A 26,914-nucleotide genomic window follows, 5' to 3' on the forward strand; every position below is an offset into this window, starting at 1 on the left:
GGCCCGTCGTGCCGGCTCATCACTTCTCCGCGATCAGCGGGGCGATCATCTTGCGCAGCTTGTCCTCGTTGAGCGCCATCAGCGAGCGGGCCGCGATCTTCCCGTCCCGGTCGAGCACGATCGTGGAGGGGATGGCCTGCGGGTTCAGGGTGCCCTTCGGGAATCCGCTCAGGATGAGCTTGCCCGTCGGGTCGTACAGGCTGGGGTACTCGACGCCGTAGTCCTTCTCGAAGGCGAGCGCCGGGCCCTTGTTGGGGTCGCGTGTGTTGATGCCGACGAAGGAGACGCCCTGGGCCTCGGTGTCCTTGGCGACCTTGGCGAAGTGCGGGGCCTCGGCGCGGCAGGGCGGGCACCACGAGCCCCAGACGTTCAGGACGACGACCTTGCCCTTGAGGTCGGCGACGTCCAGCGTCTTGCCTTCGAGGGTCTCGCCGGCGATCTCGTTGACGGACGTACGCTCGGTCCGTGCGACGGTGGTGATACCGCCGGAGTTCGTCACGAAGTTGGTGTCACCACCGCCCCCGGACTTGCCGCCGGAGCCGCACGCCGAGAGGGTCAGCGCGGCGACGGCGATCGCGATCGGTGTGATCACGCGGGAACGATGGCGGCCGGAGCGGGGTCGGGAGGCACGACCTGAGTTCATGTGAAAAGTTTCGCATGGGCGTTTCGTGGATCTTGCGCACCCCCCTGATCCCGGCCGGAACGGCACGAACACCCTCGTCAGGCGCCCTGCCGGGGGCGTCAGGCGTCCTTGAAGAAGCCGATCCAGCCGCCCTCGGGCTTCTGCCCGGGGTTCAGCGTCCGGAGCTTGGCGATGACGGCCGGGTCCTGGGCGTCCATCCAGTCGGTGAACTGGCGGAACGACACCAGCCGTACGTCCTTCTTGCCCGCGATCTTCTCGATGACCTCCTCGACGGCGTCCATGTAGATGCCGCCGTTCCACTGCTCGAAGTGGTTGCCTATGAAGAACGGCGCGCGGTTCGACCCGTACGCCCGGTCGAAACCGGCGAGATAGGACCCGGCGGCCTGTTCGCGCCATTCCGCGTAGCGCGAGGTCATTCCCTTGGTGGAATTCCCCGACTGGTTGGCGAGAATGTTGTAGTCCATGGAGAGGACTTCGAAGCTGTGGCCGGGGAAAGGCATCGCCTGGAGCGGGAAGTTCCAGATGCCGCCCATTTTCGCCGGCCAGATCTGAGTGCCGCCGGGGGAACTGGCGTCGTACCGCCAGCCCAGTTTCTTCGCCGTCGGGAGCAGATTCTCCTGGCCGAGGAGACAGGGCGTACGGGCCCCGATCAATTCCTTGCGGTAATCGAAGGGCAGCGGGTCGAGATCCGTCCAGCCCGTGTTCGTACGCCACTCGGTGACGAAGGAGACGGCCTGGTCGATCTCGCTGCGCCACTGGGCCGGAGTCCAGTTCCCGACCGAGCCCGAGCCGCCGCAGAAGTGGCCGTTGAAGTGCGTGCCGATCTCATGGCCGTCCAGCCATGCCTGCCGGACGTTCTTGAGGGTGTCCTTGACGTGGTCGTCGGTGAGATAGCCGATGTCGGAGGCGCCGACGGGGTTGCCGGGCGGGCGGTAGAGGGTCTTCTTCGACTCGGGGAGCAGATAGATCCCGGAGAGGAAGAAGGTCATGGCCGCGTCGTGCTCCTTGGCCAGCTTCAGGAAGCGCGGGAAGAGGCCGTTGCCGACCTCGCCCGCGCCGTCCCAGGAGAAGACCACAAACTGCGGCGGGGTCTGGCCGGGCTCCAGCCGGACGGGCGCGGCCGGCTGGTGGGGCTGCTTCCCGGTGTCGGCGGTGGAACCGTCACCGATGAGCCGGGCGTCCTTGGCGGTGGGGCTGGGCTTGGCGGACGGGCTGCCGGACGGGCTCCCGCTCGCGTCGCCGCTGCCCTTGCCCGTCGCCCCCGCCAACTTGCTCTCCTCGGAGGAGCAGCCGGCGATCCCGACCGCTGCCGCCGCCCCGAGCCCCGCGCCGAGCAGACTCCGCCGGCTGATGTCACGCATACAGATCCCCATCCCAAGCCCGTTACCGCTCATACAAGTCTTACAAGCGGCAATACATGGGATGGGGGAACGAACGCGGAGGTTCCGCCTTTTTTCAGATTTTCACTTACGTAACAAGAGATGTGACAAAAGCCGTCACAACTCCACAACTACGCCACTTCACCACTCGGTCACGTCACCACGCGGCCACTCGGCGGCTTCACCGCTCGGCCACTTCACCGCTCGGTCGCTACGCCCCGAACGCCTTGGCCCCGCCCTTCACCGGCCGCGCGCCCGGCAGCAGATGGGCCGGTACGAGATCACGGGCCGGCTCCGAGTAACCGACCGAGACGATCTTGTCACCCTGATAGGTGAAGCTGGTCAGGGACGCGAGCGTGCACTGCCGGCGCCGCGGGTCGTGCGCCAGCCGGCGCCGCTCGACGAAGCTGCGCACGATCCAGATCGGCAGCTGGTGGCTGACACAGACCGCCTCATGGCCCCGGGCGGCGTCGCGCGCGGCGGTCAGCGCGCCCATCATCCGTACGACCTGGTCGATATAGGGCTCGCCCCAGGACGGGCGGAACGGGTTGGTCAGGTACTTCCAGTTGGCGGGGCGGCGCAGCGCGCCGTCACCGACGCCGAAGGTCTTGCCCTCGAAGACGTTCGCCGCCTCGATCAGCCGGCCGTCGGTGTCGAGCGTCAGCCCGTGGATCTTGGCGAGCGGCGCGGCCGTCTCCTGGGCGCGCTCCAGCGGGGAGGCGACGACATGGGTGATGTCGCGGCCCGCGAGGTGCTCGGCGACCCGCTCGGCCATCTGAACGCCCAGCTCGGAGAGGTGGTAGTCGGGGCGACGGCCGTAGAGCACGCCCTCGGGGTTGTGCACCTCGCCGTGGCGCATGAGGTGGACGACGGTGATATCGCTCGTACCGCTCGTACCGTTCGGCTTGCTCGGATTCTTCGACTCGCTCGGCTTGTTCGGCTCGCTCGTCTCGTTGCTGGGGGTCGGGTCGCTCATGCGGCGTTCTCCGGTTCGGTGGCCCGCGCGGCGGCGCGGGCGGCGGCGGGCAGGGCGGCGGCGATCCGCTCGACCGCGCGCTCGTCGTGCGCGGTGGAGACGAACCAGGACTCGAAGGAGGACGGCGGCAGATAGACGCCGTCGGCGAGCATCGAGTGGAAGAAGGGGGTGAAGCGGAACGACTCCTGCTTCTTGGCGTCGTCGTAGTCACGCACCTCGTCGGCCGTGAAGAAGACGGAGAACATGCTGCTCGCCGTCTGCACCCGGTGCGCGACGCCCTCCTTGGTGAGCGCCTCCGTCACCAGCCCCTGGATCTCGCGCGACACCGCGCCGAGCGTCTCGTACGCCGCGTCGTCCAGCAGCCGCAGCTGCGCGAGGCCGGCGGCGGTCGCGACCGGGTTCCCGGAGAGCGTGCCGGCCTGGTAGACGGGCCCCACCGGGGCGAGCCGGCCCATGACATCGGCGCGCCCGCCGAACGCGGCGGCCGGGAAGCCGCCGCCCATCACCTTGCCGAAGGTCATCAGGTCGGGCGCGACGCCGTCGATCCCGTACCAGCCGGCCTTCGACGTACGGAATCCGGTCATTACCTCGTCGGAGATGTACAGCGCGCCGTCGGCGGCGCAGATCTCCTTGAGCCCGGCGTTGAAACCGTCACGCGGGGGCACGACGCCCATATTGCCCGGCGACGCCTCGGTGATCACACACGCGATCTCGCCCGGGTGCGCGGCGAAGGCGCGGCGTACCGCTTCGAGATCGTTGTACGGCAGGACGATGGTGTCCCCGGCCTGCGCGCCGGTCACGCCCGGCGTGTCGGGCAGCCCGAGCGTGGCGACCCCGGACCCGGCGGCGGCGAGCAGCGCGTCGACGTGCCCGTGGTAGCACCCGGCGAACTTCACGATCTTGGCCCGCCCGGTGAAGCCGCGCGCCAGCCGGATCGCGGACATCGTCGCCTCCGTACCGGACGACACGAGACGCACCTGCTCCAGGGGTGCGATCCGCGCCACCATCTCCTCGGCGAGCGCGACCTCGCCCTCACCCGGCGTGCCGAAGGACGTACCGCGGGCGACGGCGGCCTGGACGGCCTCGGTCACTTCCGGGCGGGAATGCCCGAGAATCATCGGCCCCCAGGAACATACGAGGTCTACATATTCGCGACCGTCCGCATCGATGAGGTATGGACCGTTACCGGACACCATGAACCGGGGCGTACCCCCCACCGCCTTGAAGGCACGGACGGGAGAGTTCACGCCGCCGGGCGTCACGAGGGCCGCACGGTCAAAGAGTGTCTGCGAAACTGGGGCGTCATTGGGGAAGCTCACGCAATCCATGGTGTCAGAGGCTCGGACGTATCCGCGGACTGGTGTTTCACCGGACGTCCGTGGGGGAGGTCACTGTCACGATGATCGGGTTGCGCGGCCGGGGCTGCGAGTGGTCGGGTGGAGATATGCATCGCGGTGGCGGAGTGGGCGAGGGGACCGACGACCTGGGTCCGGAGCCTGCCCGGGGCAAGCACCGGCGACGAGAGCGCCAGGAGCGGGAGCGCCGGGAACGCGGGACGGACGGCGCCGGCGGCGGTTCTGGCGGCGGCTCTGGCCTCGGCGGCGGCCCGGCGGACGAGTCCCTCGACGCCGACGGTCCCCTGGCGGAGTTGCCCGAGATCAGGAGTGGTGGCCGCATGGGTGTGACCTACCGCTACTTCGGCGCGCCCAACGGGGCGACAGCGGCCCGTGTGCCCATCTCGATGCGCCCGGAGGAGCTGGGCGGCGACGAGTTGGGCATGGGCGGGATGTTCTCCAAGATCAAGCCGGAGACAATAGCCGCGATGGTCCTGACAGGCATTCAGGGCATGCCCCTGAACAAGGTCCCGCCGCTGGAACTCGTCGTGCTCCACCCGGATTACGCGGTGGTCAAGCTCCCCATGACGGTCGTGGACCCGCTGCGCGACATCGGCGAGGAGTCGGTGGGCGCGGCGGCCTTCATCTGGTCGACGGTCCCGGACCGGGGCGGCCCGAGGGACGCGTACAACGTCTACCAACTGCTGCACGAATGGCAGGACTTCAGCCACCGGCTGCATGAGGCGGGGCATCAGCCGTACTGTCTGGTGTGGCCGTGAGCGGGGGCTTTGCCGGTGTCGGTTCTGGTGTGGGTGCCGGTGCCGGTGCCGGTGCCGGTGCCGGTGCCGACTGAGGCTGCGGGCCGGGGATCGGGCCAACGCCGGTGCCCGGAGCCGGGTTTCTGTGCCGGGCTCCGGGCGGGGGTGGGGGTCTGGGGCCGGGGTCGCTGTTCGCGGCTCAGCCGATGTGGTTCAACCAACTTGGTTCAGTGGGGGAATTGCCCGGCCTTGTAGTCGCCGGCGGGCTGCTGGGTGATGATGTTCAGCCGGTTGACCATGTTCATGAAGGAAATCAGGATCACCAGGGCGGTGAGCTGCTCCTTCTCGTAATGCTCGGCGGCACGGTTCCACACCTCGTCGGAGACCCCGCCCGCCGCGTCCCCGACCCGGGTTCCCTCCTCCGCCAGCTCCAGCGCGGCGCGCTCGGCCGCCGTGAAGACCGTGGCCTCCCGCCACGCCGCGACGAGGTTGAGCCGAACCGCGGTCTCACCGGCCGCGGCGGCCTCCTTGGTGTGCATGTCGAGGCAGACGGCACAGCCGTTGATCTGGCTCACGCGCAGCGCCACCAGCTCCTGGGTGGCGTCCGGCAGGGGTGAGCCCTTGAGCGTCTTGCCCAGCCCCATGACGTGCTTGAGGGTCTTGCCGGCGGTCGGGTCGGTGGCGTATTCGAGTCGCGCGTCCATGGTGTGCTCCCTGGTGTGATCGTCAGTGGCTACACCTCTGGGACGAGACAGCCCGCGCGTCTGTGACACGGGAGCGGAAACGCGTGTGAGTGCGCGCGTGAGTACGAGTGCGAGTGTGCGTGCGAGTGCGCGCGATGTGGTCAGCGCAGGCGGCTGCCGACGTTGACAGCGGCCCAGGCGCCAGCGACCGTCCCGTACGCCTCGCCGGTCCGGCCGTACAGATCGGCGGCGGCCTGGAGGGTGGCCGCGCGGGCGCCGGCGTAGTCGGTGGTGGACGTCATGTAGAGGGTCAGCGCGCGGTACCAGATGGTGAAGGCGTGACGCAGCCCGAGGCCGGGAACGGGCAGGTTGTCGTAGGTGGGGCTGTCGTACGCGATGCCGTTGACGGTCTTCTGCCCGCTGCCCTCGGCGAGGAGGTAGAAGAAGTGGTTCGCGACGCCGGACGAGTAGTGCGGGCCGAGCCCCTCGGTGCGTGAGGTCCAGTAGTCCTGGGAGACACCGTCCCGGGAGGGCCGGTCCATGTACCGGAGCGGGGAGCCGTCGCCGAAGAGGTCGATGCCTTCGCCGATGAGGTAGTCGGGGACGTCGTTCGGGTTGTCGGTGAAGAACTCCACGGCGGTGGCCATGATGTCGCTGGTGGCCTCGTTGAGACCGCCGGACTCGCCGTTGTAGTAGTAGAGATCGGCCGTGGACTGGGTGACGCCGTGTGTCATCTCGTGCGCGGCGACTTCGAGTTGGGTGAGCGGATGGGCATTGTCGACGCCGTCTCCGTACAGCATGCAGAAACAGGCCCTGTTCCAGAAGGCGTTGACGACACGGTTGCCGTAATGGACCCGGGAGGACGCGCCAACGCCGTCGTTGGCTATGCCGTGACGCCCCAGCTCGTCGCGGTAGAAGTCCCACGTCTGCTGCGCGCCGTACGCGGCGTCCACGGCGGCGGTCTGCGGGTGGCCGGCGGTCGAGTCGCCCCAGACGTCGTCGGGGCTGGTCAGGAGCGTGCCGGTACCGGTGACGGTGACGGTGACGGTGGTCGCGCCGTTGAGGTTGTACGTACGGTGGCCGCCGCGGTGGGGGTCGGTCAGCTCGTACAGTCCGCTGCTGCCGTCGCGCACGCTGCCGATCTCGACCTCACCGCTGAACTGCCCGTGTCCGATGCCCGCTTGGACCTCGTCGAACTCCTGGAGCCGCCGCCCGCTCACCGCGTCGGTCACCACGTGCAACTCGCTGGGCCCACCGCCGTCCCGTACCCCGGTCACCACCACCTCCCACGCGAGCGCGGCCACCCCGTCCTTGACCCAAACCACTTGCCGGGGCGCGCCTTGGGCGACGGCTTTGGTGGTGCCGGCGTTTTTGGCGAGGGCGAGGGCGGTTTGGGTGGGGGTGGAGGGGGCGCTACCGGCGGGGGTGGGGTTGGGGAGCGCGATGGCGGGGAGTGCGAGGGCGGGGGCCGGTGTCGTCCCGTCGGCGGTGGTGACGGCCACGACCGTACGGTCCCCAGCTCCCGTACCGTCCCCGGCTCCCTCTGACGCCTTCTCGTGCACGACGAGGTCACCCCCAAGCACGGGCAACCCCCCGAGGGTCCGCGCGTACCGCGTGTGAACGGTCCCGTCGACATCCTCGACGACGTCCTTCGGCAGCAGCCTCTCCGCACTCCCGAGCCGCAACGAACGCGCCGTATCCGCAGCGGAGTCAGCGGCGGCCTTGAGCAACCGCACCCGCTGCCCAGGCGACAACTCGACGGCGCGGGCACCGGGCCTGGGCTCGACGTCGACTGCGCTGCGCGGGGCGCGGCGGGTGGCGTCGTGCGCTGTCGCCGTTGTCGCTGTCGCTGTCGACGGGGTGACGGCGGCGGCGGGGAGGGCGGAGACGACGAGGGCGACGAGCGCGGCGGCGGTTGTGACCGTGGCTGTGGTCGTAGTCGTGGTCGTACGGCGACGGGACCGGCTGGCGCGAGAGATGTTCAAGCTCCTGGTGCTCCTTCTGATCCAGTCGCGCGATGCCCAACGACCGGTGGGGAATGCGGCTGAGGGGGGGCGGCGAGGGCGGGGCGAGGCGAGGGCGGGGCGCGATTGGGCTGGCGGGTCGTGGGTCGTGAGTGGCGGGTGATGCCGTGACGCCCACCGCGACGCCGCAAATGGTCACAGCGGATCACCCGCTTGTCATCAGCCCACATCCGCACTGTCCGAAACCCCACTGCGGCTGCGCGAGGGGCCCTAGGCAAGGCCCATCGATCACATGCGCCTTTACGCGAAGGCAACATCGGCTCCCACGAACCCCTTTGGCCGCTTTCTTCACCGGGGGTGGGGGCGGCAGGCAACGGCCGGGGCGCCCAGCGCACCAACGGACGCGCGAGGCACGCGCTCGGCAGCAGACGGCGAGTTGGCCGGACGCCCACCTTGGGCGGGGCGGGTCTGCGAGACTGGGGGCGGTTGTTTGGAGCTGGAGAGCGAGGGGATTTGAGCCGATTGCCGGAGTCACTGCTTGTGAAGAATTTCGGCCCCAGCGCCAAATAAAGCCCCAGCTCACGAAGGGTGCTCCCCGCGCGTGCGGGGGTGGTCCTCTCGACAAGGCACTGTCGATCGGGAGCGCCATGTGCTCCCCGCGCGTGCGGGGGTGGTCCCTTCGTCCGGCCGCCGGGCGGCAACATCAAGGGGTGCTCCCCGCGCGTGCGGGGGTGGTCCCAGCCCGGCCGCGATCCTGGCCCGCCTTCAGCGGTGCTCCCCGCGCGTGCGGGGGTGGTCCTCCTGTTAGCCCCACCAGGATCGCGTAGCAGGTGTGCTCCCCGCGCGTGCGGGGGTGGTCCGCCCCCGCCGCCCGCCGCTCCCGCCAAGCCGGTGTGCTCCCCGCGCGTGCGGGGGTGGTCCGTCGTCGGCGGCCGTTGTTCCGGTGGCGGCCGTGTGCTCCCCGCGCGTGCGGGGGTGGTCCCTCCGCGACCTGGTTGTCCGACGTGGACGGCGAGTGCTCCCCGCGCGTGCGGGGGTGGTCCCAGGTCGAAGGGGGACAAGGACCCCCAGGACTGGTGCTCCCCGCGCGTGCGGGGTGGTCCTCAGGTCGCGATCACGAGCGGGACGTGGCGCTTGTGCTCCCCGCGCGTGCGGGGATGGTCCGGACGTGAAGCCGGCGCCGTGGAGCTGCGCCGTCTGCTCCCCGCGCGTGCGGGGGTGGTCCGGTTCTGTGGGCGCTGGTCCTGCGTCAGTTCTCGTGCTCCCCGCGCGGGCGGGGGTGGTCCCAGCCAGGCCAGCAGGACCGCAGTGGTCTCGGAGGGTTCCCCGCGCCTGCGGGGATGGTCCGGAGTGGGGCGAGATGGTCACTCTTGGGGTGGCATGTTCCCCGCGTGTGCGGGGGCGGCTGCCGTTGCGGCCGGCTACGGGCGCGTTCGCGCAGCCGTACCGGCCGCAGCGGGCGGCGAGGGGTCGCCCGCGACCGTACAGCCTAGGGCGCGGGGGCCGGCGCGCCCCAGGGCTGAGGCCCGCCGCCCCCGGCGGCGGCCGCCCGTGCCACGGCCCGCCGGTCCATGGTCATCGCGTGGTCCCAGATCGCGTCGTGCAGTGCCTGTACGCACGGGCCGCAGACCGTGAACGGCGCCGCGACTCCCCCGGCCGTCTGCGCCGTTCCCAGCCAGAGCACGGGCGTGTGCACCTGGCCGCACCAGAGCCAGCAACGGCCGTAGGACCACTCGTTGCCGTCGTCCGTACGGGCCGGCTCGGGCCGGTTCGCGTTCAGGCGGAGGGCGATGCCTGGGGCGACCCCCGTCACGGGCCCCCTCCCGGTGGTCACTTGCCCCACCGTCGGCCCGCGTTGGCGATCACCAGCCGCGCGCTCATCGCCTCGCGCTCCGACAACCGCGTCACCTCCGTCGGCGCCGCCTCCCAGAAGGCGCCGCCCTTCAGCGGGCGAAGCCGTACGCACGCATCCGTACGTACGACCACCACGCCCACCCGATCCCGCGCGGTGTCCTTCGCGAGGCTCCCCGGTACGAGGTCCGGCGCCGCCGCCGGAGGGGCGGCCGGAACCGTCGGTTCCGGGTGCGGGTGCGGGCCCGCGCCGCCGCCCGCACCCGCATCCGCGCCTGGCGCGCGGCTCACGCGCCCGCTCCCCTCTTGACCGCCGCAGCGATCCCCCGGACGACATCCGGCCGCGCGCCGCCCAGTTCCACCAGCACCAGCCACGGCATCAGCGCGCTCGCGTTGATGCCCAACGACGGCAGAACCAGGCCGACATCCGCCAGCGCCGCCTTCAGCTCCTCCACCGCCTCTTCCGCCGCGTCCCAGGGGTCCAGTTCGTCCGCCGGGTCCACCGGGGCTGCCGAATCTGCCGGGCCTGCCTGCTCCGTTGCGCCTTCAATTTCCTTTGTGCTGGCCATTGCCGCGCCGTCTCCCATTCCTCAGCCCTCGACCCGCGCACTTCGCCGTACGTAGCCGAGTGTTGACATTTAGTATTCAGCTTGGCCTTGTCATCGTTAGCCTCGAAAGGGGGTGACCGACCACAAGGGCTTTGTAACGAGGAGGAGTTAGGTCATGGCCAAAGGTGAGAGGCCCGGAGCGCTCGGCCGACTCAAGGTCGGATGGGAATTCTTCGGCTCAGAACTCAACGCCATCGCGAAGCCGCCGGGCTGACCCAGCACCAACTGGGCGCACGGGTGTTCTGTTCCGGTTCGTACATCGGACAGTTCGAGTCGGGCTTCCGCAGACCACAGCTGGACCTGGCCAAACGTATGGACGCCGAGCTGCATACGGGCGGCATCCTCGCCCGCATGTGCAAGGCGCTGATCAACAGTTCCCCTTACGCCAACTACTTCGCCGAAGCGGCTTATCTGGAAAGCCTGGCCGGCGCGATCCGGCAGTACGCGCCGGTGTTCGTACCGGGGCTGCTCCAGACGCGGGCCTACGCCCGGGCCGTGTTCTTGGCTGCCCAGCCGCTCACACCTGAGGAGAAGATCGAGGAACTGGTGGCGGCACGACTGGAACGCGGGGCCCTGCTGAACCATCCAACAACCCCCTTGTTGTGGGTGGTCCTGGACGAAAGCGTGCTGCGGCGGGAGGTCGGCGGGCACGCGGTTATGCGTGAACAGTTGCTCTACATCGTGGAGTTGATGCGCAAGCGCCGCGTCATGGTGCAGGTACTTCCCTACGAGGCGGGAGCGCCGTCCGTGGGCGGTCTGCTGAAGCTGATGGAGTTCGACGATGCGCCGCCGGTGGCGTACGAAGAGGGTTCGCAGACGGGAAATCTGCTGGACGATCCGGCGCTAGTAGCCCAATGCAGCCTGGACTACGATCTCATTCGGGCCTCCGCCCTTTCGCCTGAGCGGTCCTTGGCCCTGATCGAGTTGGCGGCGGAGGAATTCGAGCATGAGCGTTGACCACGGCCTGAACGCAGTGGCGTGGCGCAAGAGCAGCTACAGCAACGGGCAGAGTGGCGACTGCGTCGAAGTGGCGGACGGCTTCCCCGACGTCGTCCCTGTACGGGACAGCAAGGCCCCCACCCACCCCGCCCTGTGTTTCCCCGCGCCGGCATGGTCAGCCTTCGTCCGACACCTCAAGGCCCAGGCGTTGTAGGCCACTCTGAGTGCAGAGGTCGCGAGATGCCTTGCTGCTCGTTTCACAGGTCGGCGCGTGCACGACAGGCCCCACAAAGGGAGGCTTCACCGTAATGCCCAAGTTGCCGCTAGTGACAAAAATCCGCCCCACCCGAGGATAAACCCGCAGGTCACGAAGGGGGCTCCCCGCGCGTGCGGGGATGGTCCGCCCTTGCGTACAACTCGCATGCCCCACAGGTAGGGCTCCCCGCGCGTGCGGGGATGGTCCCCGCCGCCCGCAGCGCCTGCACGAGCGCACCTCGTATTCCCCGCGCGTGCGGGGATGGTCCCACCCTTGCATGGGTTATTGGGATTCGCACATCGTGCTCCCCGCGCGTGCGGGGATGGTCCGTAGTCCTTCGACCACTCCTCGTTGTAGGACGGGTGCTCCCCGCGCATGCGGGGATGGTCCGGATGACTGGTTGTGGTCAGAGTGGCTGAAGAAGTGCTCCCCGCGCATGCGGGGATGGTCCGACTCAGCCGACCCGCGCCGGTGGCCGCTGCCCGTGCTCCCCGCGCATGCGGGGATGGTCCCGCGTCGGCCGGCGCGGTCTGCCCGACCTCCCAGTGCTCCCCGCGCGTGCGGGGATGGTCCCCAGCTTCAGGACCTGAACGGCGGCGCAGCCGGGTGCTCCCCGCGCGTGCGGGGATAGCCCCGTGGTCAGCTCGCGGCGATCGTGTCGTTCATTCGGCCGAACGTCGTGCACGCGCAGTACTGGACGCCCTACGGGGAGCCGCTCGGAAATCCTGGAAGTCCGCTTTATGTGATGGCCAAGGAGAACAATGACTGGCGGCTTGTCGCCTGCCAGAACACGGAGATCCTTGACTCGTAGCCCGTCCGCACGCCCAGGGGGGAGCGTCGCCTCCGTGGTGTTGTCGGGTGCGGGTCAGAGCGGGACTCTGTCGGGGGTGGGCCGGTGGCAGGGGTTGTTGGACGTGGGGCCGCCCCTCCAGCTGTGAGTGTCGCGTCTCCGGCGGAGGAGTAAAGGGCGCTCCTACGTCGCGTCGGCTGCGCCGACTCCGCTGCGCTCCGCCCTTGACACCTCCCCCGGAGCCGCAAGTGCAGGTGCGGGAGGGGCGGCCGGGGGGAAGGGGGGCCCAGGAGGTCCGCTGTCCTGCCACTCGGCTCAGGGGCTGACAGCCCGGTGGGCCCTGCGGGGCTGCGCAGCAGAGGAATGGGGCGGCCCGACACCGGCTCAGCGGCCGACCGTCCGCTGTGTGCTGAGACTCAAGCCCCGCTGGTCACCGTAGCGTTGTGGTGCCCGGAAGGCGGATGGGTTCTGCTGTCCGGTCGGGTCCCCGGGCCTGACACCCCGCCCATTTGTCCCATATGGGATAGTTTAGCGGCCCGTTGGGGGTCTCCTCGGGCGGCACATGTGTCCTCAGGTGCATAAGCGGCACTCCACGACGCATAGACGGCCTTCAGCGGCCCACTTGGTGTCACCCGCGTCCCAGCCAACCCACAACCCACACCCGATGACCAGCGGGGCTTGGGTCGCAACCAACAGCGGACCGCTGGCCGCTGAGCCGGTGCCGAGTCACCCCACTCCTCTGCCGCGTGCCCCGCAGGGCCCACCGGCCCGCCAGCCCCTGAACCGAGTGGCAGTACGGCACCACCCCTTGGGCCCCCTCCCCCCGGCCGCCCCCCTCTCCCGTACACGCGCCGGAAGGGGAGGTGTCAAGGGCGGAGCGCAGCGCAGTCGGCGCAGCCGACGCGACGAAGGAGCGCCCTTTACACCTCCCCTGGAGGCGCGACACTGGCAAAAGGAGGGGCGGCCCAGCAGGCACCCGGCGCCTAGCTCCCCGCCACCGGCCCACCCCGGTTACCCCTTGGTACTGACCCGTCACGGGAACAGCGCGATCCCCACGACCACCAGCACCAGCACCGTGAGCACGATGACCATCGCCGTCCACGTCTTGCTGTGTGCCAGAGGCGCTCTCGGGCCGCCGCCTCGGGGGCGGTCTTCCGGGAGGGTGGGATGGGGTGGTCGGTCGTGGGAGTAGAAGTCGCTGTTCGTCATCACAACCCCCTCACAGAGGTCTGCCGCAGAGGTCCGCCAACAGGGGTCTGCGAGGCGCAGCCCGGCATTGCTCCGCTTATGTGCCTATTTTACGCCCGGCGCCCTCATCGGCCCGCTGCCGCCAGCCTCGCCGCCTCCCGCCGCTTCGCCCGCCATACGACCAGCGGCCTCCGGCGGCGCCACAGCCAGACGCAGGCCGCCGCCACCAAGGCCGCGAACCCCAGCAGGAACGCCAGGGCGATGAGCGCGTCGGTGGTTGTCGTGGTGGAGGCCAGGTGGAGGGTGAGGTCTTCCTGGGTGGTGTTGCCTGCGGGGTCCGTGGCGGTGATCTTGAGCTGGTGGTCGCCCGGCGGGAGGTCCAGGGTGAAGGTGTGGCGGGTGCCCACCAGGGTTACGGGCGTTACGGAGGTTGTGGGTGTTGCGGATGTTGCGCTCTCCACCGTGATCCGCGCGCCCGGTTCGCTCCGTACCGTGAGCAGCGCCTTGCCCTCCGTCGCGCGGTCCTCGTCGTACGCGACCGTCAGCGGCGGCGCCGCCGTGTCGATCGTGAAGGCCGCCGTACGGGCGGTGCCCTTGCGGCCGTAGGGGTCCTGGAGGGAGAGCGCGGCGCGGTGGTCGCCGTCCTTCAGGTCGGTGGTGATCCTGGCGCGGCCGGTGGCGTCCAGGGTGACGGGGTGGTCCGCCGCGCCCACCGTCAGTGTGCCCCGGCTCTTCGGCGGGCCCACCAGCGCGAAGGCCGTACGGGTCTCGGTCGGCGCCTCCGCCACCTTGACGCGCGGTGTGAACGCCTCCAGGTCCACCTTCGCCGTCGTCCCGGCCCGCGACTCGTTGCCGGCCTTGTCCCGTACGAGGACGGTGATCCGGTACGTACCGTTCGGCAGGTACAGGTGGCCCGTCACCTCGCCGTCCGCGCCGGCCGTGCCGGTGAGTCCGTCGGCCTCGCGGCCCTCCACCGTCACCGTGTAGCCCGCCTTCGGCTCGGTGGTGAAGCCGATGTCCGTCCGGCCGGTGGCCGGGTCGGCGGGGGAGGCGGTGGGTGTGTCCAGTTCCGGTTTGTCGGCGTCGACGGTGAGGGCGAACTCGTCGCTGGCCTCGCTCTCGTTGCCCGCCGCGTCCACCGCCACGACCGCGTAGGTGTGCTTGCCGCTCTGCGCCGTGAACGCGATCCGCTGGGGCGCTCCGGTGGCGGTCGCCCGGGCCACGACCTTGTCGTCGTCGGACGCGTCCCGTACCTCAATACGCGCACCCGCCTCGGCCGTCACCATGACCTCGACCGCCCCGCCCGCCCCCGCCTTCGGCGTCTTCACCTTGGGGCGCGACGGCGGCTCGGTGTCCGGCTCGGGTTCCGGTTCGGGCTCGGGGTCGGGGTCGGCAGCCGGTCCGGGTTTCGCCGGGGTCTCCGTGCCCGGCAGCGAGCTGTACCCGCACTCGCTGAAATACCCCAGGTCACCGCAGACATAGGAACCGGTGTCCGACGGGCACGAGTGCCAGCGGTGGCAGCCGTCCCGGTGCGCGGGCGTGGCGGCGACGGCCTGTCCCGCCGTACCCACGAACAGCAGCGGCAGTGGCAGCGCCAGTGCGAGCGCCGATGCGAGCGCGGATGCGGATGCGAGCGCGAGCCTTGTCGTACGGCTCGCGCGGGTGCGTACATTCACGTGAGAAAAGCCCCCCAGCTTCACGGCGGCTCAACAGCACGCCGGATGCCGGATGTTCACAGAGGTACGAGGGGGCTGTCGAGCCGTGGCCAAAGGTTGCCACGGTTGCCAAAGGTTACGGACGCACCCAAAGGGCCTTGCCCGGCCGCGTACGCGCGAGCCATACGCCCTCCACTTCGGCTACTTCAGCCTGTCCGCGCACTGCTCCGGGAATTCGATGATCATGCTGTCGTAATCGCCCGCCTCGGCCTTCTTGAACGGGCCGTCGAAGCGGTCCCTGCGATCAGAGTCGTTCTTGTACACGGCGGCCTCCTTGAACTTGGCGATTTCCTTCACCGCCGCGCTCTGCTCGCTCTTCGGGAGACCCTCCTTGAGGAGCTGCCGCTGCCAGGTGCAGAGCCAGTACTCGTCCGCATTGGCCCGGCCACCCCCAGGTTCGATCCGGACGCTGTAGTCCTTGCCGTCCTTCTCCGGATCCGGCTCCTCGGAACCGACCATGGCGAGCGTTTCGGTCGGCCACTTGCTCTCCGGCGGGAGTGTGAGCGTCTTGCTGTGCGCCACGTACTCCGCCTTGGCCTCCGCGACCGACAGCCAGCCCTCGTGCTCGTCCTTGTCGGACGAGCAGGAGGTCAGGGCGAGGACGGAGACCACTAGCGCGGCCGTGGCGTACAAGGATCTGGGACGCAGCATCACTGTTCAACGCTCCAAAGGGCTTACGCGGAAGACGATCACTCAAGGAGATGCGCAAGTGGCGGAGGTGGTTCCACATCCAACTCCGCTACCCACATAGGTACTTCAGCTCGCCGCGTGACGACCCGACCCCGAGCCCTCCGCCGTCACCTCCCCCGCCACCCGTGTGATCGCCGCCTCCACCCCGCCCATCCGGTCCGCCAGCAGCCCCAGCGCCGCGATCGCCCGCGTCAGCGGGTCGTCCTCCGGGCCGCCGAGGGTCGTGTTGCGTACGTGGGACCGCTTGATCTCCGTCCAGCGCGCCGCCCGCTCCGGGGTCAACGTGCCGCGCAGTGCGGCGAGTTTGAGGAGGTTGGACTCGGCGCCCGAGGTCAGCGTCTGGGCCTCGCCCGTGTAGTGGTCGTCGATGACGGCGGCCAGCTCGTCGTCGTTCATGACGGCGTCGATCCGGGCCACGATCTTGTTCATGTTGCGGTACGAGCCCTGGAGCAGGAACGGCGGCTCCGTGCGCGTCGCGTCGGACTGGGCCGCCGAGGCGATATACGCCTCGTTGACCGCCAGCACCGTCCGGCGCGCCGTCAGCAGATGCCGCAGGACGGCCACAACGCGGTCGAGTTCGGCCGGTGCGTACGGATGCGTCAGCCGGTCGGCGGCGGCCGTCGGGTCCCCAGCAGCCAGGCGTACGAGAATCTCCAGGTCAGCCCGGTCACGCGCCGCGAGCGGGGCGAGGACCGGGTGGGAGGTGAGGGCGTTCTCCACGAAGCTCAGCGCGAAGACGTCCTCCTTCCCGGTCAGCACATCGCCCAGATTCCACACGTCGGCCCGGTTGGCGAGCATGTCCGGGATACGGAAGCGGTGGCCGGACTCGGTGTACGGGTTGCCCGCCATGCAGACCGCGAAGCGCTTGCCGCGCAGGTCGTACGTCCGCGACTCGCCGTTCCGTACGCCCTCGATACGGCGCTGCGCGTCGCAGAGCGGGATGAACTGCTGGAGCAGCTCGGGCGAGGTGTGCTGGATGTCGTCCAGGTAGAGCAGGGTGTTGTTGCCCGCCTCCAGCGCAAAGTTGATCTTCTCGACCTCCTGGCGGGCGGTCGCGTTCGGTGCCCGGTCCGGGTCGAGGGAGGTGACGGCGTGGCCCAGGGCCGGGCCGTTGATCTTGACGAGGACCAGGCCCAGCCGGTCGGCCACGTACTCCATGAGCGTTGTCTTGCCGTAGCCCGGCGGGGAGACGAGGAGCAGCAGGCCGTTGCTGTCGGTGCGCCTGGACTCGCCGGCCGTACCGAGCTGCTTGGCGAGGTTGTCGCCGATGAGCGGCAGATAGACCTCGTCGATGAGGCGGTTGCGCACGAAGGACGACATGACGCGCGGCCGGTAGTCGTCCAGCCGCAGCCGCGCCCGCTCGGCCGCGACGAGAGTGCCGCGCAGCCGCTGGTACGCGCGGAAGGCGGGGGCGACGCGGGTGCGGAAGTCGGCCGTACGGGCCAGGAGTTCATCCAGTCGTACGGTCAGCCGTCGTCGTTCGATCCGCGGATGGGCACCGAGCAGGCCGTCGACCGTTTCGCTGAGTGAGGCCGACACCTCGTAGCGGGGCAGGTCCGGGCACAGCTCGACCGCGACCGCCTCCGCCAGGTCGCCGGGGGTGATGCCGTCCTGGCCGCCCGCCGTCGCGTACGCGCCGAGCCAGTTCTCCACGAGCTGGCGGCGCGCGGCGAGGTCGCCGCCGAGTCCGGCCAGGTCTTCGTCGTACGCGGAACTGCCGGAGCCCGAAGTGCCCACCGCGTGACGGAACTTGTCCAGCAGGGTGCGCGCGTCCGCGCTGGTGGCGAAGCCCTCGGGACCGGAGGTCAACTCCTCGAAGAGGTAGACAGAGGCCGGCCCGCCTACCGTCAACTCCCCCATCGCCTGCGCCAGTTCCCCCTGGAGCGCCTCGATCGCGGGCGCCAGGCCGAACGTCTCCCTCGCGCGCGCCATCGACACCGCCCGCCGCGTCCACGCCGCGCGCGCCTCCGGTGTCGTACCGTGCGCCCAGAACAGCTGCGCGGCGGCGCGCGCGGCCGGTTCGTGGCGCAGGGCTCCGGCCTCGGCGCGCAGCCGCAGCAGGGCGCCGAGGATCAGGGTGGCGTCGCGGTCGTGGACGCCGCGCTCGTACCCCTCGTCGTATGCCTCCTCGGCCAACTTTCTTACAAGGGAGGCGAGTTCGGCCTCGGTGACCGGGCCGTCGGCCGCCCCGCTCGCCAGCAGCCGCGCGGCCAGGTACTCGCCCCGGTACACCTCGGCCGACTCCGACGGCAGCTCCTGCCCCCAGTACGGCCGCGTCGCCGCGAACTCCGGGTCGGTGACGGGCGCCCGGTAGTCGGTGCCGGTGAGCGCGAAGCTCAGCCCGCCCGCGCCCCCGCCATGGGGTACGAGGGTGAGGTCCAGCGGCTGCGTGTTCACGGCGAAGCTGTGCCGCCCCAGCCGGATCAGCGCGCCGCCGTCCGCGTACAGGTCCGTGCGGTCGCGCAGGGCGCGCGCCGCCTCCTGGCGGGCCGCCTTGATCCGGCCGTCCAGCTCCTCCGCCCGTACGCGGTCGCCCAGTTCGCGCAGCTCCGCGACCGTACGCCGGACCTTGGCGACCATCGGGTCGGAGGCGAAGTACGTGCTGACCTCGTCGGCCGAGCCGAGCGCCGCCGCCCGCCGGCCGATGGTCTCCAGCACCCGCGCCGCCGAGTCCCCCAGCCGCTCGGCGCGCCGCGCGCGGGCGTCCTGGAGTCCCTGCTTGCGGGCCGAGAACGTCTCGTAGACCTCGGTGCGCCGCTCCGCCAGCCCGGCGAGGAACTCGTCCGACTCCGCGAACCGGGATTCGAGGTTCTCCAGCCGCAGCAGCAGCGCGGCGAGCTGGTCGTCGCAGCTCTCGGGCGTGGTGGCGGCGGCCAGCGCGCCCGTGACCGCCTGCCCCAGCAGGGCGGACTCCGCCGCGAACTCCGCCCGGCCCTCCCGGTCGCCCAGCTCCCCGCGCCGCGCGTCCAGAGTGGCGCGGGCGGCGTTGACCCCGCCGAGGACCTCCGCGATGCGCTCCAGGATGGACGTACGGACCGTCGCGTCAGCGATGTCCAGCCCCGCCACCACCTCGGTGACGGTACGCAGCCCCTCCGCCAGCTCGTCCAGCCGCGCCGCGACCGGCGCGGCCCCGGCGGCCGTGGTGAGCGCCTCGGCGGCGGCCGTCAGCGCCTCGGTGTCCGCGTGGTACGCGCTGAAGGCGTCCTCGCCGCGCAGGAACTCGACCGCCCGCCGCGCGAACGAGGTGAGGTCCCCCTCGACCTCGGCGGCCAGCGCGTCGATGCGCCCGGTGTCCGCGTACCGCTGCTCCTTGAGCGTGAGCAAGTGCCCCTGCGCACGCCGCAGTTCGGTCAGCCGCTCGACCCAGCCGGCGGCCGAGCGCGGCGCCTCGCCCCGGGTCCGGCGCACCAGAGCGGCGATCGTGGCCGCCGACTCGTCGAACGCGTCGGCGGCCCGCCGCGTCAGGGTCTGTACGGTCGCGAACTCGGCCAGCACCTGGTCGGCCGTCGCCCGTACCTCCGACAGCGGCCCGCGCAAATCGCCCGCCTCGGCGTCGCCCAGCCAGTGGTAGGTGTCGGTGGCGCGGACGCAGGCGGCGACGAGCGCCTCGTACCCCTGCGTGGTCGGGGTGGCCGTCCCGGTGACGGCGCGCGCCAGCGACAGGCAGTCGGAGATACCGCGCACGAGGTCGGCGTTGCCGATCCGGCCCAGCGGCCCGGCGTCGGCCGCGGCGGACGCGGCGGCGGCGTGGGTGTCGGAGACGTACGGCGAGCCCCAGATCTGGAGCGGGTGGATCCGGGCCGGCTCGTCGGTGTCCGGCGCCCGCAGGACCACCAGCGTGCCGTCCTCGAAGAGCGCGTGGCCCTGGCAGGGCAGCGGCGCCGCGACCTCCTTGCGGATCAGGTTGTACGGCAGGAGCAGGCCCCGGCCCTCGGCGCGGGCGTGGAACGCGTACAGCACGTCCTCGCCGTTCGGGGAGCGCAGCTCGCGCTCGAACTCCAGCCCGGTGGTGTCGGTGTCGAACGTCCGGTGCGCGCCGCTGGCCAGGCAGTAGCCGCCGGGGAAGACGATGCCCTGCTCCTCGGGCAGCCGCCGGCACGCCTGCCCGATGCCGTCGAGGCGTACGACGGTCCGGGTGACGGTGTTGAAGACCAGGTGGCGCCGGGTCTCCTCCTTGTACGGGCGCACCCGCAGCAGGACGAGCGCCCCGGCCCGCGCGTACTCGACCTCGGCGTCGGCCAGCGACTGGAGCGGCTCGTCGACCGGCTCGGTGTACAGCGGCCCGGCACCCGAGGACGACGACTCGGTGTCGTTGTCCGCCTTCACGGTCAGCGCGCCGCCGACGGTCGAGACGAAGACCGTGCCCCCGTCGATGGCGATGTGCGGGTACCGGCCGAGGACATGGTCCTCGCGGGTGGTCGCCGTCCACTCCACGTCCTGCCCGGCCGGGAGGACGTCGTCGCGCTCACCGCGCGCGTCCAGGAACCGCGCCGTCCCGTCCACGGCGATCGCCCAGCGCAGCACCCGTACGTCGGTGGCGCTCTCGCCGGTACGGAAGACGGCGAGCAGCCGGCCCTCGGTGTGCCGGAGCCGGAGCAGCCGGGCGTCCCGGAAGTAGCGGTGCAGCTCCGCGAACTCCCGTACGAAGTCAGGGTCGTCGAGCAGTCCGGGCACGGCATCGGCCGGCAGCGGATTCAGCTCGCGGTCGTAGAGGGCGAGGACATCACCGACGGCCGGCGCCCCGGAGCCCGCCCTCTGCGCCTGCCCCGGCGGAACGTTGCTGCCGAGGAGCAGCGCCCCGCCCACCGCGACGACGTCCCGGGGCAGGCGCGGCTGCTCCGTGCGGATGCGCGCCGTCCCCGTGAGGGCCAGCTCCATCGAGCCGAACGCCTCGATCCGGCGGGCGTTCAGCGCCTCCGCGCGGCGCGCCAGCTCGGCGGCCCGCGCGCCGAGCCGGTCGCGCAGGACCTCGTACGTACCGGCGTCCACCGAGGCCGTCGCGGCCACTGCTGTCTCGGCCACTGCTGTCTCCATCGGGCTCGTCGCCTTCCGTTCCGTACGAGTTCGTCATACGTGGGTCTTGTTACGCGGGGGATCCGGAACCATCGACCCCCGTACGGCGGCTTCGGATCCCCCACTCCCTCGGGTCGGGGCCCGCAGGCCCAGCCCCTCAGGCTTTACCGCGGCCCGCCCCCGCCGCCGCGCCGTTCAGCGTGGTGTTCAGCGCGGCGATCGGTGTGTCCGCGAGTCCCAGCCGGTCCGCCTGCTCCAGCAGCTGATCCAGCTGCGTGGACCCCGCGACCCCGGACTTCATCAGCTTCATCAGCAGCGCCGACACCGTCAGGTTCTGCACATCGCCCGTCGAGACCGAGCCGAGGATCTGCTTCAGGTCTTCCGGCAGACTGGCCGAACCGTCCAGCCACGGCTTCGCCAGCGCCTGCGCCGTCTCCGAGTGGGCCATGAAGCCGTCGACGCTCTTGCCGAGCGAGATGGACGACACCAGCCGGTCGAAGAAGACGGACTCCCCGCCGACGATGTTGATGTCGGCGTTCTCCAGACCGGTGGCGAGCACCGTGGCCTGCGCCTCCGCCACCTGCCGCTGCACATCGAGACCGGCGAGCCGGATCTCCTTCTCCGCTTCGAGCCGCAGCCGGTACTCCTCGTGCGTACGGGACGCCTCGTCCAGCGCGGCCATCGCCGCGGCCTTCTCGGTCAGCCCCGCCGCCTCGGCCTTCAGCTTCTCGCCGATGACCGCGGCGTCCGCCGTGGCCTGCGCCTGCGTACCCTCCGCGACCGCGAGCGCCTTGAGCCGCGCGCCCTCGGCCTCGGCCCGCAGCCGCGCCTCGGTCGCCTCGGCGGTGGCACGGCCGGCCTTCTCGATGACATCCGCCTCCCGCTCGCGGACCTGTGCCTCCGCGAGTCCGGCGGCGGCGGCCTCGGCCTGGATGCCCTCCGCGAGCCGCAGCTTGGCGCGCGAGTCGAGGTCCGCGGACTTCAACCGGGCCTCGGCGAGCGTCAGTTGCTCGGCCGCGAGGTGCTTGGCCGATGCCTCCGCCGCCTCGGCCGCCTTGATGTCCTTGACCAGCTTCTCCTGCGCCTCCGCCTCGGCGCCGATGATCACGGCCTGGCGGGTGCGCTCGGCCTCCTCGACGATACGGAGCTTCTTGATGGACTCCTCCTGCTCCGCGACCGTACGGTCCACGGCGATCCGCTCGCGGATGACATCCGCGACCTCGCGGCGCTCCGCCTCGACCTCCTTGTCCTTGGACATCCGGCTCATCTCGGTCTCGCGCTCGCGCCCGATGACCTCCAGCAGCCGGTCCTTCTCGATCCGCTCGTTCTCGATGGCGATGACCCGCTCGCGGTTCTTCTGCGCCACCGCGATCTCGCGGGCCTGGTTCTCCCGCTGGATGCCGAGCTGCTCTTCCGTACGGAGGAACGCGGTCTGCGCACCGAGCCGCTCCTCCTCCTGCACCTTGGCGGTCGCCGCCTCCTCCCGCGCCCGCAGCGTCTCGACCTCGCGGCGCTGCTTGATCTCAGCCTCGGCCTGGCGGCGCTCCAGCTCCAGGATGGTCTCCCGGGCGTCGACGTTCTGCCGGGTGATCTCCTTCTGCTCGGTGCGCTGGAACTCGTTCGTACGGACGTGCTCGACCGCCGTCAGCTCGGTGATCTTGCGGATGCCCTGGGCGTCGAGGATGTTGGCGCCGTCGAGCTGGGTCATCGGGGTCTGCTCAAGGAAGTCGATGGCCGCGTCGTCGAGGTGGTAGCCGTTGAGGTCCGTACCGATGACCCGGATGATCCGGTCGCGGAACTCCTCGCGCTTGGTGTAGAGGTCGACGAAGTCGAGCTGCTTGCCGACGGTCTTGAGCGCCTCGGAGAACTTCGCCGCGAAGAACTCCTGGATGGCGACCTTGTCGCTGGCGCGCTCCGTGCCGATCGCCTGGGCGACCTTGATGACGTCCTCGACGGTCTTGTTGACGCGGACGAAGAATGAGATGTGGATGTCGGCGCGGATGTTGTCCTGGCAGATCAGCCCTTCCCGGCCGGTCCGGCGGATCTCGATGATCTTCACCGAGATGTCCATGTACTCGGCCTTGTGCAGGACCGGCAGCACGACGGCGCCCGTGAAGGTGACATCCACCTTCTTGGTCTTGGAGATGATCAGCGCCCGGCCCTGCTCCACCTTGCGGAACAACCGGCTGATCAGCAGAAACGTTGCGATGGCGATGAGCAGGACAACGGCGATCAGCACGCCGATGCCCAGAGAGATGGCATCCATGGGAGTCCTTGCGAAGCGAGAAAGAGAAGAAGGAAAGACAAAGGCAAAGGCGAAGGCGAAGGCGAAGGCACAGCGGACATGGCTGCGCCGGGCAGCGGTACGAGTGGGTCCGGCAGATGTACGAGTACGGGCAGCGCGCGTCGAGGTCAGGCGGCGTTGCGCGGGTCGAGCGCCGGGTCGTACGGCGCGACCCAGAAGAACTCGCCCTCCACGTCGAACGCGTACAGCAGCCCCGTGGACCCGGAAACCAGCGCGCCGGCCGTACCGGCCGTACCTGCTTCATGGGCCGTCTCGGCCTGCCGCACCTGGACGAGCGCGGTCGAACCGTCCGCCGCCGCCACCTCGGCCTGACCGAAGTCGGCGGAGACGGAGCCGGTACGGATCGTGCACGTCAGCCCGATGAAGTCCAGCCGTGACGGCGGCGCCTGTTCAGGAACCAGGTCGCGCAGCCGCCGTACGAGCAGCCGCGTGACACCCCAGGCGATCAGCGCCCCGGCGACGAGCACGGCGGCGGACCAGAGCGTACGGCCGGTGCCCGGCTCCACCTGCCGGCGCACCAGCACCGATCCCGCCAGGGTAGTGAACCAGGCAATGGCGATCAGCAGCGATACGGGAATGGTCACCGGCACTCCACCGAGCCCGGCGCCACCGGTACTTCCCGTACCACCGGCGCTGTCCGCGCCCGTGCCGGTGTCCATCGATGAGTTGAAGGCGTCGTGCTCGGCCGCGCCCGCCAGCACCAGCAGCCAGAAGGCGATCACCACGAGCAGCGCGGCGCCGAACAGGACGGCGGGGAAACCCAGTGCGGCGCCGATGAACTCGTTCATCCCCACCCCGCCTTCCCCGTCGATGTGTGTACCGGCCCCCGACGCCGATACGTTGCCGTATCGCGACGCCGGGGACCGGTCCCCCGCGGTTCCCCCGTGTTCCCCCGTGGTCCCCCGTTGCGGTGAGACCATTGTGCTTGCAGGGAGCATCGAAATACATTGCCGGAACCCGGCAATCTTTACGTTTCCTTAATGCCGATCCCGTCCCCAACGGGCTGGATCGCGGGGGTACCGCGGGCCGCTACTTGACGACGACGGAGACGCCGGAGGAGTTGACCGCCGAGGCGATCGACGAACCCGCGTAACTGAAGCGCCAGTGGCCCGTCTTGGTGCCCTTGACCGTGGTCTTCAGCTTGCCGGCGCTGTCCGCCTTCACCGTCTTGACGTTGGTGTACTCGCTGCTGCCCTTCTTGCGGAACTGGAGCTTCACCGACTGGCCGCCGTGGCCGACGTAATGGGTCTGGCTGGGGTTCTCCAGGTTGAGCAGGGAGAGCTTGCCGGTGACCGTCAGGGTCTTGCCCTTCTTGACCGGCTTGGGCGTGGCGGCCACCGTAGCCCTGGAGTGGCGCCTGAGCTGGACAGTCTGCACGGACTGGCGGTCGGTCAGGCTCTGGCCGTCGGCCGACCGGGCCCAGGCGGCGGCCTTCCAGGTGCCCGCGAGCGCGTTCTTGCCCAGGCTGGCGACCGGGTCGAGATAGCCGAAGGTCACGTCACAGACCGAGGTGGTCGCGTTGGTCCGCTTGCAGGTGGCGGGCCAGCCGGTCACCACGGCGTCGGGCTTGTTGTACGCGCCTCGGTACAGATACAGATCACCGTCGGCGATGCCGGACGGGTCGGTGGCGGTGAACCGCGCGGTGAAGCTCTGCAACGGGTCGTTGTGGAGAGTCAGGGGCTTTCCGCCGTTGATCACGACCTTGCTGATCATGGTCGCGCCGACGGTCTGATCGGTCTGCGGCGCGGGCCCCATGAACGCGCGGGTGACCGTGCGCCGTACCGTACCGCCGGCCTTGTTCGCCGCCGTGACGCGCAGCGACACGAAGGACGCGTTCGCGGGGACGGGCAGGGTCGCCGAGGCGCTGCTGCCGTCCGTCTCCCCCGGCTCCTGCGGCTCCTGTGTCTCCTGGAGCGGCAGTCCGTGCCAGTTCGCGCCGTCGTCCGTCGAGTACTCGATGCCGGTGACCGTACTGACGTCGTCGTACGGATCGTTGAACCCGTTCGTCCGGGTGGACGCCGTCGCGGTGACGGTCACCGGGGCCGCCTTAGCGGTGTTCCTCGCGTCGAGTCCCGACACGGTGAGGGCGGTGTCGACCAGGGGCAGGGACCCGCTGCTCCGCATGGCGGCCGACGCGAACGTCCACTCGCTGCGCACCTGTGTGGAGAGCCGGGAGTAGGGCACCTTGCGGTCGGCGGTGTGGACGAGTTCGTACATCCCCGAACCGCTGGGGACGCCCGTGTTCAGCGTCTTGAGGGCACCCAGGTCCTTCGCCTCGGCGAGGGTCTGGCCCCGGAAGGCGAGCCGGTACGAGACCTTGGCGCGGGAGTCGTAGGCGCTGTGGCCCTCGGCGTCCGAGAAGGCGTAGGGCTCGTACAGCTGGATCGTGGCGGCCCTCCGGACGGAACCGGAGTAGTCGCTCTGCGGATCCGGCTGGAACGGCGCCGTGCCGAGCGTCTCCCCGGCGGACGTGCCGGCCTTCAGGGTGCGGTCCGGCATGGTCACCGAGTGACCCCCGCTGTCGTACGAAAGCATCCTGGAATAGGGCATGCCAGGCGTCACATACTCGGTGACGCTGCCGCCGAGGGGCACGGCGCTGCCGATGTAGGCGCCGCTCCCGCCCGTGTCGGGTGCGGAGAACAGATAGCCGCTGCGGCCGGTCCCGGGCGCGCGGACGGCGGTGACGGTCTTGGCGAGGTTCGCGGTGCGCACCTGCTTGACCGGCGAGGCGGGAACGGTGTCCTTGAAGGAGTGCGTGAGGTCGTACCGGTACGGGGACGGCGCGGCGTCGGCCGAGCCCTTTTTGACCTGGATCTCGTGGAGCCACAGCGAGGCACCGGTCTGCGAGAACGGGGTGACGTAGACCTTCCGGTTCATACCGTCCCAACGACGCCCGCCACCCGCGAAGCCCGCCACATCACCCCCCGGAACGGAGATCCAGACGCTGGACGTGTCGAGGACGGCCGTGGACTGGTCGGTCCGGATGCCGGTCTCCTTGGCCTTCTTCCTCTCGAAGCCGACCGTGAGCGCCGCCGTGGTGACCTTGAAGGTACGGACCAGCAGGTAGTCGGGCGATTTCCACTCGGAGACCAGCACGACGGAGAAATAGTCGCCGGGCGGCAGCTTGATCGAGGCACTGGGGTGGGCGCTATCGGTGCTGATGCTGTACGACGCCCAGGTCTTGCTGTTCCAGATCCGGAACAGCGAACCGGGGCTGTTCTCGCCGTCGACCTTCATCTTCACGGTGTACGGGCCCGCTGCGGCCCCGGCCTTGGCGGCCGACGCCGGCTTCCCGTTCCCGGCGGCGGGTATCTCCGTCGTGGCCACGGGCTGCCGCACGTCGACCGGCCGGACGCTCAGATCGCCGTCGGTGGAGGCGAAGGCGTAGCGGCCCATGGTGCGGCCGGGGCCGGGGGTGATCCGGATGTTCGAACCGGAGCCGGAACCTGTGCCCGTGCCCGTACCCGTGCTGCCGTCGATGACGTCCACCCGCTCGCCGGTGGCCAGTTCGGCGCCGCGCGTACCGGGAGCGGCGGTGGCAGGGGCGGCGGCGGAGGCGGCGGCCGTCGTCCCCGAGTCCGCCCAGCTCGTGCCCGTTCCGGCGCCGCTGAGCAGGGTCGAGGCCGACAGGACGACCGTTCCCGCCAGGGCGATTCCGGTGGTGGTGGCGCGGTGTCTTCGGCTTTCCGCGCGGTGATTCCTGATAGGCGGCATGTGCCGCTTCCCCCTTGTGTCAGGTGCTCCGAACCGCCTCCGGACGGGAGGCAGGAGCGATCACGGACACTTTAAACGCAGTCAGCGGCACATGTTCGGACTTATGTT

Annotated in this window: 19 protein-coding genes and 1 CRISPR repeat array; of the genes, 3 read left to right on the forward strand and 16 right to left on the reverse strand. The window is 70.4% G+C overall.

Annotated elements, in window-relative coordinates; translation table 11 throughout:
- Nucleotides 1-19 precede the first annotated feature (19 nt).
- The 4 genes from DVK44_RS12635 to hemL all read right to left on the reverse strand — a co-directional run bounded on the left by DVK44_RS12635 (nt 20) and on the right by hemL (nt 4,326).
- Nucleotides 20-643: a TlpA family protein disulfide reductase gene (locus tag DVK44_RS12635; protein WP_114659763.1), complete on the reverse strand. Its 624-nt coding sequence runs from the start codon at nt 641-643 to the stop codon at nt 20-22.
- 98 nt (nt 644-741) lie between these two features.
- Nucleotides 742-2,004, reverse strand: coding sequence for a polysaccharide deacetylase family protein (locus DVK44_RS12640; protein WP_114665088.1), 1,263 nt, complete (start codon nt 2,002-2,004; stop codon nt 742-744).
- 229 nt (nt 2,005-2,233) lie between these two features.
- On the reverse strand, nt 2,234-2,881 hold the full coding sequence (locus tag DVK44_RS12645) for a histidine phosphatase family protein (protein ID WP_228447610.1): 648 nt from the start codon (nt 2,879-2,881) through the stop codon (nt 2,234-2,236).
- Nucleotides 2,882-2,994: 113 nt separating this feature from the next.
- A complete protein-coding gene (gene hemL, locus DVK44_RS12650) occupies nt 2,995-4,326 on the reverse strand; it encodes a glutamate-1-semialdehyde 2,1-aminomutase (protein ID WP_114659765.1) in 1,332 nt (443 codons plus the stop codon).
- Nucleotides 4,327-4,442: 116 nt separating this feature from the next.
- Here hemL and DVK44_RS12655 point away from each other — a divergent pair, with 116 nt between their 5' ends.
- Nucleotides 4,443-5,111 (forward strand): hypothetical protein, encoded by a 669-nt coding sequence (locus DVK44_RS12655; protein WP_114659766.1) that lies wholly within the window; start codon nt 4,443-4,445, stop codon nt 5,109-5,111.
- A gap of 206 nt (nt 5,112-5,317) precedes the next feature.
- Here the strand turns inward: DVK44_RS12655 and DVK44_RS12660 are convergent, their stop codons facing one another.
- The 5 genes from DVK44_RS12660 to DVK44_RS12690 form a co-directional block, all read right to left on the reverse strand.
- Nucleotides 5,318-5,794 carry a carboxymuconolactone decarboxylase family protein gene (locus DVK44_RS12660; RefSeq protein ID WP_114659767.1) on the reverse strand — a complete coding sequence of 159 codons (477 nt, stop codon included), beginning with the start codon at nt 5,792-5,794 and terminating at the stop codon, nt 5,318-5,320.
- A gap of 140 nt (nt 5,795-5,934) precedes the next feature.
- Nucleotides 5,935-7,758, reverse strand: coding sequence for a M4 family metallopeptidase (locus DVK44_RS12665; RefSeq protein WP_228447106.1), 1,824 nt, complete (start codon nt 7,756-7,758; stop codon nt 5,935-5,937).
- Between the two features lie 1,468 nt (nt 7,759-9,226).
- On the reverse strand, nt 9,227-9,571 hold the full coding sequence (locus DVK44_RS12680; RefSeq protein WP_162793804.1) for a hypothetical protein: 345 nt from the start codon (nt 9,569-9,571) through the stop codon (nt 9,227-9,229).
- Nucleotides 9,568-9,879 (reverse strand): hypothetical protein, encoded by a 312-nt coding sequence (locus DVK44_RS36710; RefSeq protein ID WP_181957449.1) that lies wholly within the window; start codon nt 9,877-9,879, stop codon nt 9,568-9,570. The genes DVK44_RS12680 and DVK44_RS36710 overlap by 4 nt, the downstream gene beginning before the upstream one ends.
- Nucleotides 9,876-10,157, reverse strand: a complete 282-nt coding sequence (locus tag DVK44_RS12690; RefSeq protein WP_228447107.1) for a hypothetical protein — start codon at nt 10,155-10,157, stop codon at nt 9,876-9,878. The genes DVK44_RS36710 and DVK44_RS12690 overlap by 4 nt, the downstream gene beginning before the upstream one ends.
- A gap of 201 nt (nt 10,158-10,358) precedes the next feature.
- On the opposite strand from DVK44_RS12690, the gene DVK44_RS12695 reads away from it, so the two are divergent.
- A complete protein-coding gene (locus tag DVK44_RS12695; RefSeq protein WP_331461593.1) occupies nt 10,359-11,153 on the forward strand; it encodes a helix-turn-helix domain-containing protein in 795 nt (264 codons plus the stop codon).
- Nucleotides 11,143-11,349 (forward strand): DUF397 domain-containing protein, encoded by a 207-nt coding sequence (locus tag DVK44_RS12700; RefSeq protein ID WP_114659771.1) that lies wholly within the window; start codon nt 11,143-11,145, stop codon nt 11,347-11,349. Before DVK44_RS12695 ends, DVK44_RS12700 begins: the two co-directional genes overlap by 11 nt.
- 164 nt (nt 11,350-11,513) lie before the next feature.
- Nucleotides 11,514-12,025: a CRISPR direct-repeat array (repeat unit 24 nt; unit sequence TCCCCGCGCGTGCGGGGATGGTCC).
- A 1,188-nt stretch (nt 12,026-13,213) separates the two neighbouring features.
- On the opposite strand, the gene DVK44_RS36715 is transcribed toward DVK44_RS12700, so the two are convergent.
- From DVK44_RS36715 to DVK44_RS12735, 7 genes are all read right to left on the reverse strand, one after another.
- Nucleotides 13,214-13,390, reverse strand: coding sequence for a hypothetical protein (locus DVK44_RS36715; RefSeq protein ID WP_181957450.1), 177 nt, complete (start codon nt 13,388-13,390; stop codon nt 13,214-13,216).
- Between the two features lie 104 nt (nt 13,391-13,494).
- Complete coding sequence (locus DVK44_RS12710; RefSeq protein WP_114659772.1) at nt 13,495-15,045, reverse strand: hypothetical protein; 1,551 nt, start codon at nt 15,043-15,045, stop codon at nt 13,495-13,497.
- Nucleotides 15,046-15,225: 180 nt separating this feature from the next.
- Nucleotides 15,226-15,735 (reverse strand): hypothetical protein, encoded by a 510-nt coding sequence (locus DVK44_RS12715; RefSeq protein ID WP_162793806.1) that lies wholly within the window; start codon nt 15,733-15,735, stop codon nt 15,226-15,228.
- A gap of 105 nt (nt 15,736-15,840) precedes the next feature.
- A complete protein-coding gene (locus DVK44_RS12720; protein WP_114659774.1) occupies nt 15,841-20,808 on the reverse strand; it encodes a DNA repair ATPase in 4,968 nt (1,655 codons plus the stop codon).
- 136 nt (nt 20,809-20,944) lie between these two features.
- The gene (locus DVK44_RS12725) at nt 20,945-23,053 is read right to left on the reverse strand and encodes a flotillin family protein (RefSeq protein ID WP_114659775.1); all 2,109 of its coding nucleotides are present in this window, start codon (nt 23,051-23,053) and stop codon (nt 20,945-20,947) included.
- Nucleotides 23,054-23,199: 146 nt separating this feature from the next.
- A complete protein-coding gene (locus tag DVK44_RS12730; RefSeq protein WP_114659776.1) occupies nt 23,200-23,880 on the reverse strand; it encodes a hypothetical protein in 681 nt (226 codons plus the stop codon).
- Nucleotides 23,881-24,121: 241 nt separating this feature from the next.
- Complete coding sequence (locus DVK44_RS12735) at nt 24,122-26,806, reverse strand: hypothetical protein (protein ID WP_114659777.1); 2,685 nt, start codon at nt 26,804-26,806, stop codon at nt 24,122-24,124.
- Between the last annotated feature and the right edge of the window lie 108 nt (nt 26,807-26,914).

The sequence above is a fragment of the Streptomyces paludis genome (assembly GCF_003344965.1).
In the GTDB taxonomy this organism is placed as follows: Bacteria; Actinomycetota; Actinomycetes; order Streptomycetales; family Streptomycetaceae; genus Streptomyces; species Streptomyces paludis.

What these genes read in the sequence shown, in the direction of transcription:
- DVK44_RS12660 (WP_114659767.1), bottom strand. Translation starts at nt 5,794, where the DNA reads ATGGACGCGCGACTCGAATACGCCACCGACCCGACCGCCGGCAAGACC.
- DVK44_RS12640 (WP_114665088.1), bottom strand. Translation starts at nt 2,004, where the DNA reads ATGCGTGACATCAGCCGGCGGAGTCTGCTCGGCGCGGGGCTCGGGGCG.
- DVK44_RS12725 (WP_114659775.1), bottom strand. Translation starts at nt 23,053, where the DNA reads ATGGATGCCATCTCTCTGGGCATCGGCGTGCTGATCGCCGTTGTCCTG.
- DVK44_RS12695 (WP_331461593.1), top strand. Translation starts at nt 10,359, where the DNA reads ATGGGAATTCTTCGGCTCAGAACTCAACGCCATCGCGAAGCCGCCGGG.
- DVK44_RS12645 (WP_228447610.1), bottom strand. Translation starts at nt 2,881, where the DNA reads ATGCGCCACGGCGAGGTGCACAACCCCGAGGGCGTGCTCTACGGCCGT.
- DVK44_RS12690 (WP_228447107.1), bottom strand. Translation starts at nt 10,157, where the DNA reads ATGGCCAGCACAAAGGAAATTGAAGGCGCAACGGAGCAGGCAGGCCCG.
- DVK44_RS12730 (WP_114659776.1), bottom strand. Translation starts at nt 23,880, where the DNA reads ATGAACGAGTTCATCGGCGCCGCACTGGGTTTCCCCGCCGTCCTGTTC.
- DVK44_RS12635 (WP_114659763.1), bottom strand. Translation starts at nt 643, where the DNA reads ATGAACTCAGGTCGTGCCTCCCGACCCCGCTCCGGCCGCCATCGTTCC.
- DVK44_RS12700 (WP_114659771.1), top strand. Translation starts at nt 11,143, where the DNA reads ATGAGCGTTGACCACGGCCTGAACGCAGTGGCGTGGCGCAAGAGCAGC.
- DVK44_RS36715 (WP_181957450.1), bottom strand. Translation starts at nt 13,390, where the DNA reads ATGACGAACAGCGACTTCTACTCCCACGACCGACCACCCCATCCCACC.
- DVK44_RS12735 (WP_114659777.1), bottom strand. Translation starts at nt 26,806, where the DNA reads ATGCCGCCTATCAGGAATCACCGCGCGGAAAGCCGAAGACACCGCGCC.
- DVK44_RS12715 (WP_162793806.1), bottom strand. Translation starts at nt 15,735, where the DNA reads ATGCTGCGTCCCAGATCCTTGTACGCCACGGCCGCGCTAGTGGTCTCC.
- DVK44_RS12720 (WP_114659774.1), bottom strand. Translation starts at nt 20,808, where the DNA reads ATGGAGACAGCAGTGGCCGAGACAGCAGTGGCCGCGACGGCCTCGGTG.
- hemL (WP_114659765.1), bottom strand. Translation starts at nt 4,326, where the DNA reads ATGGATTGCGTGAGCTTCCCCAATGACGCCCCAGTTTCGCAGACACTC.
- DVK44_RS12655 (WP_114659766.1), top strand. Translation starts at nt 4,443, where the DNA reads ATGCATCGCGGTGGCGGAGTGGGCGAGGGGACCGACGACCTGGGTCCG.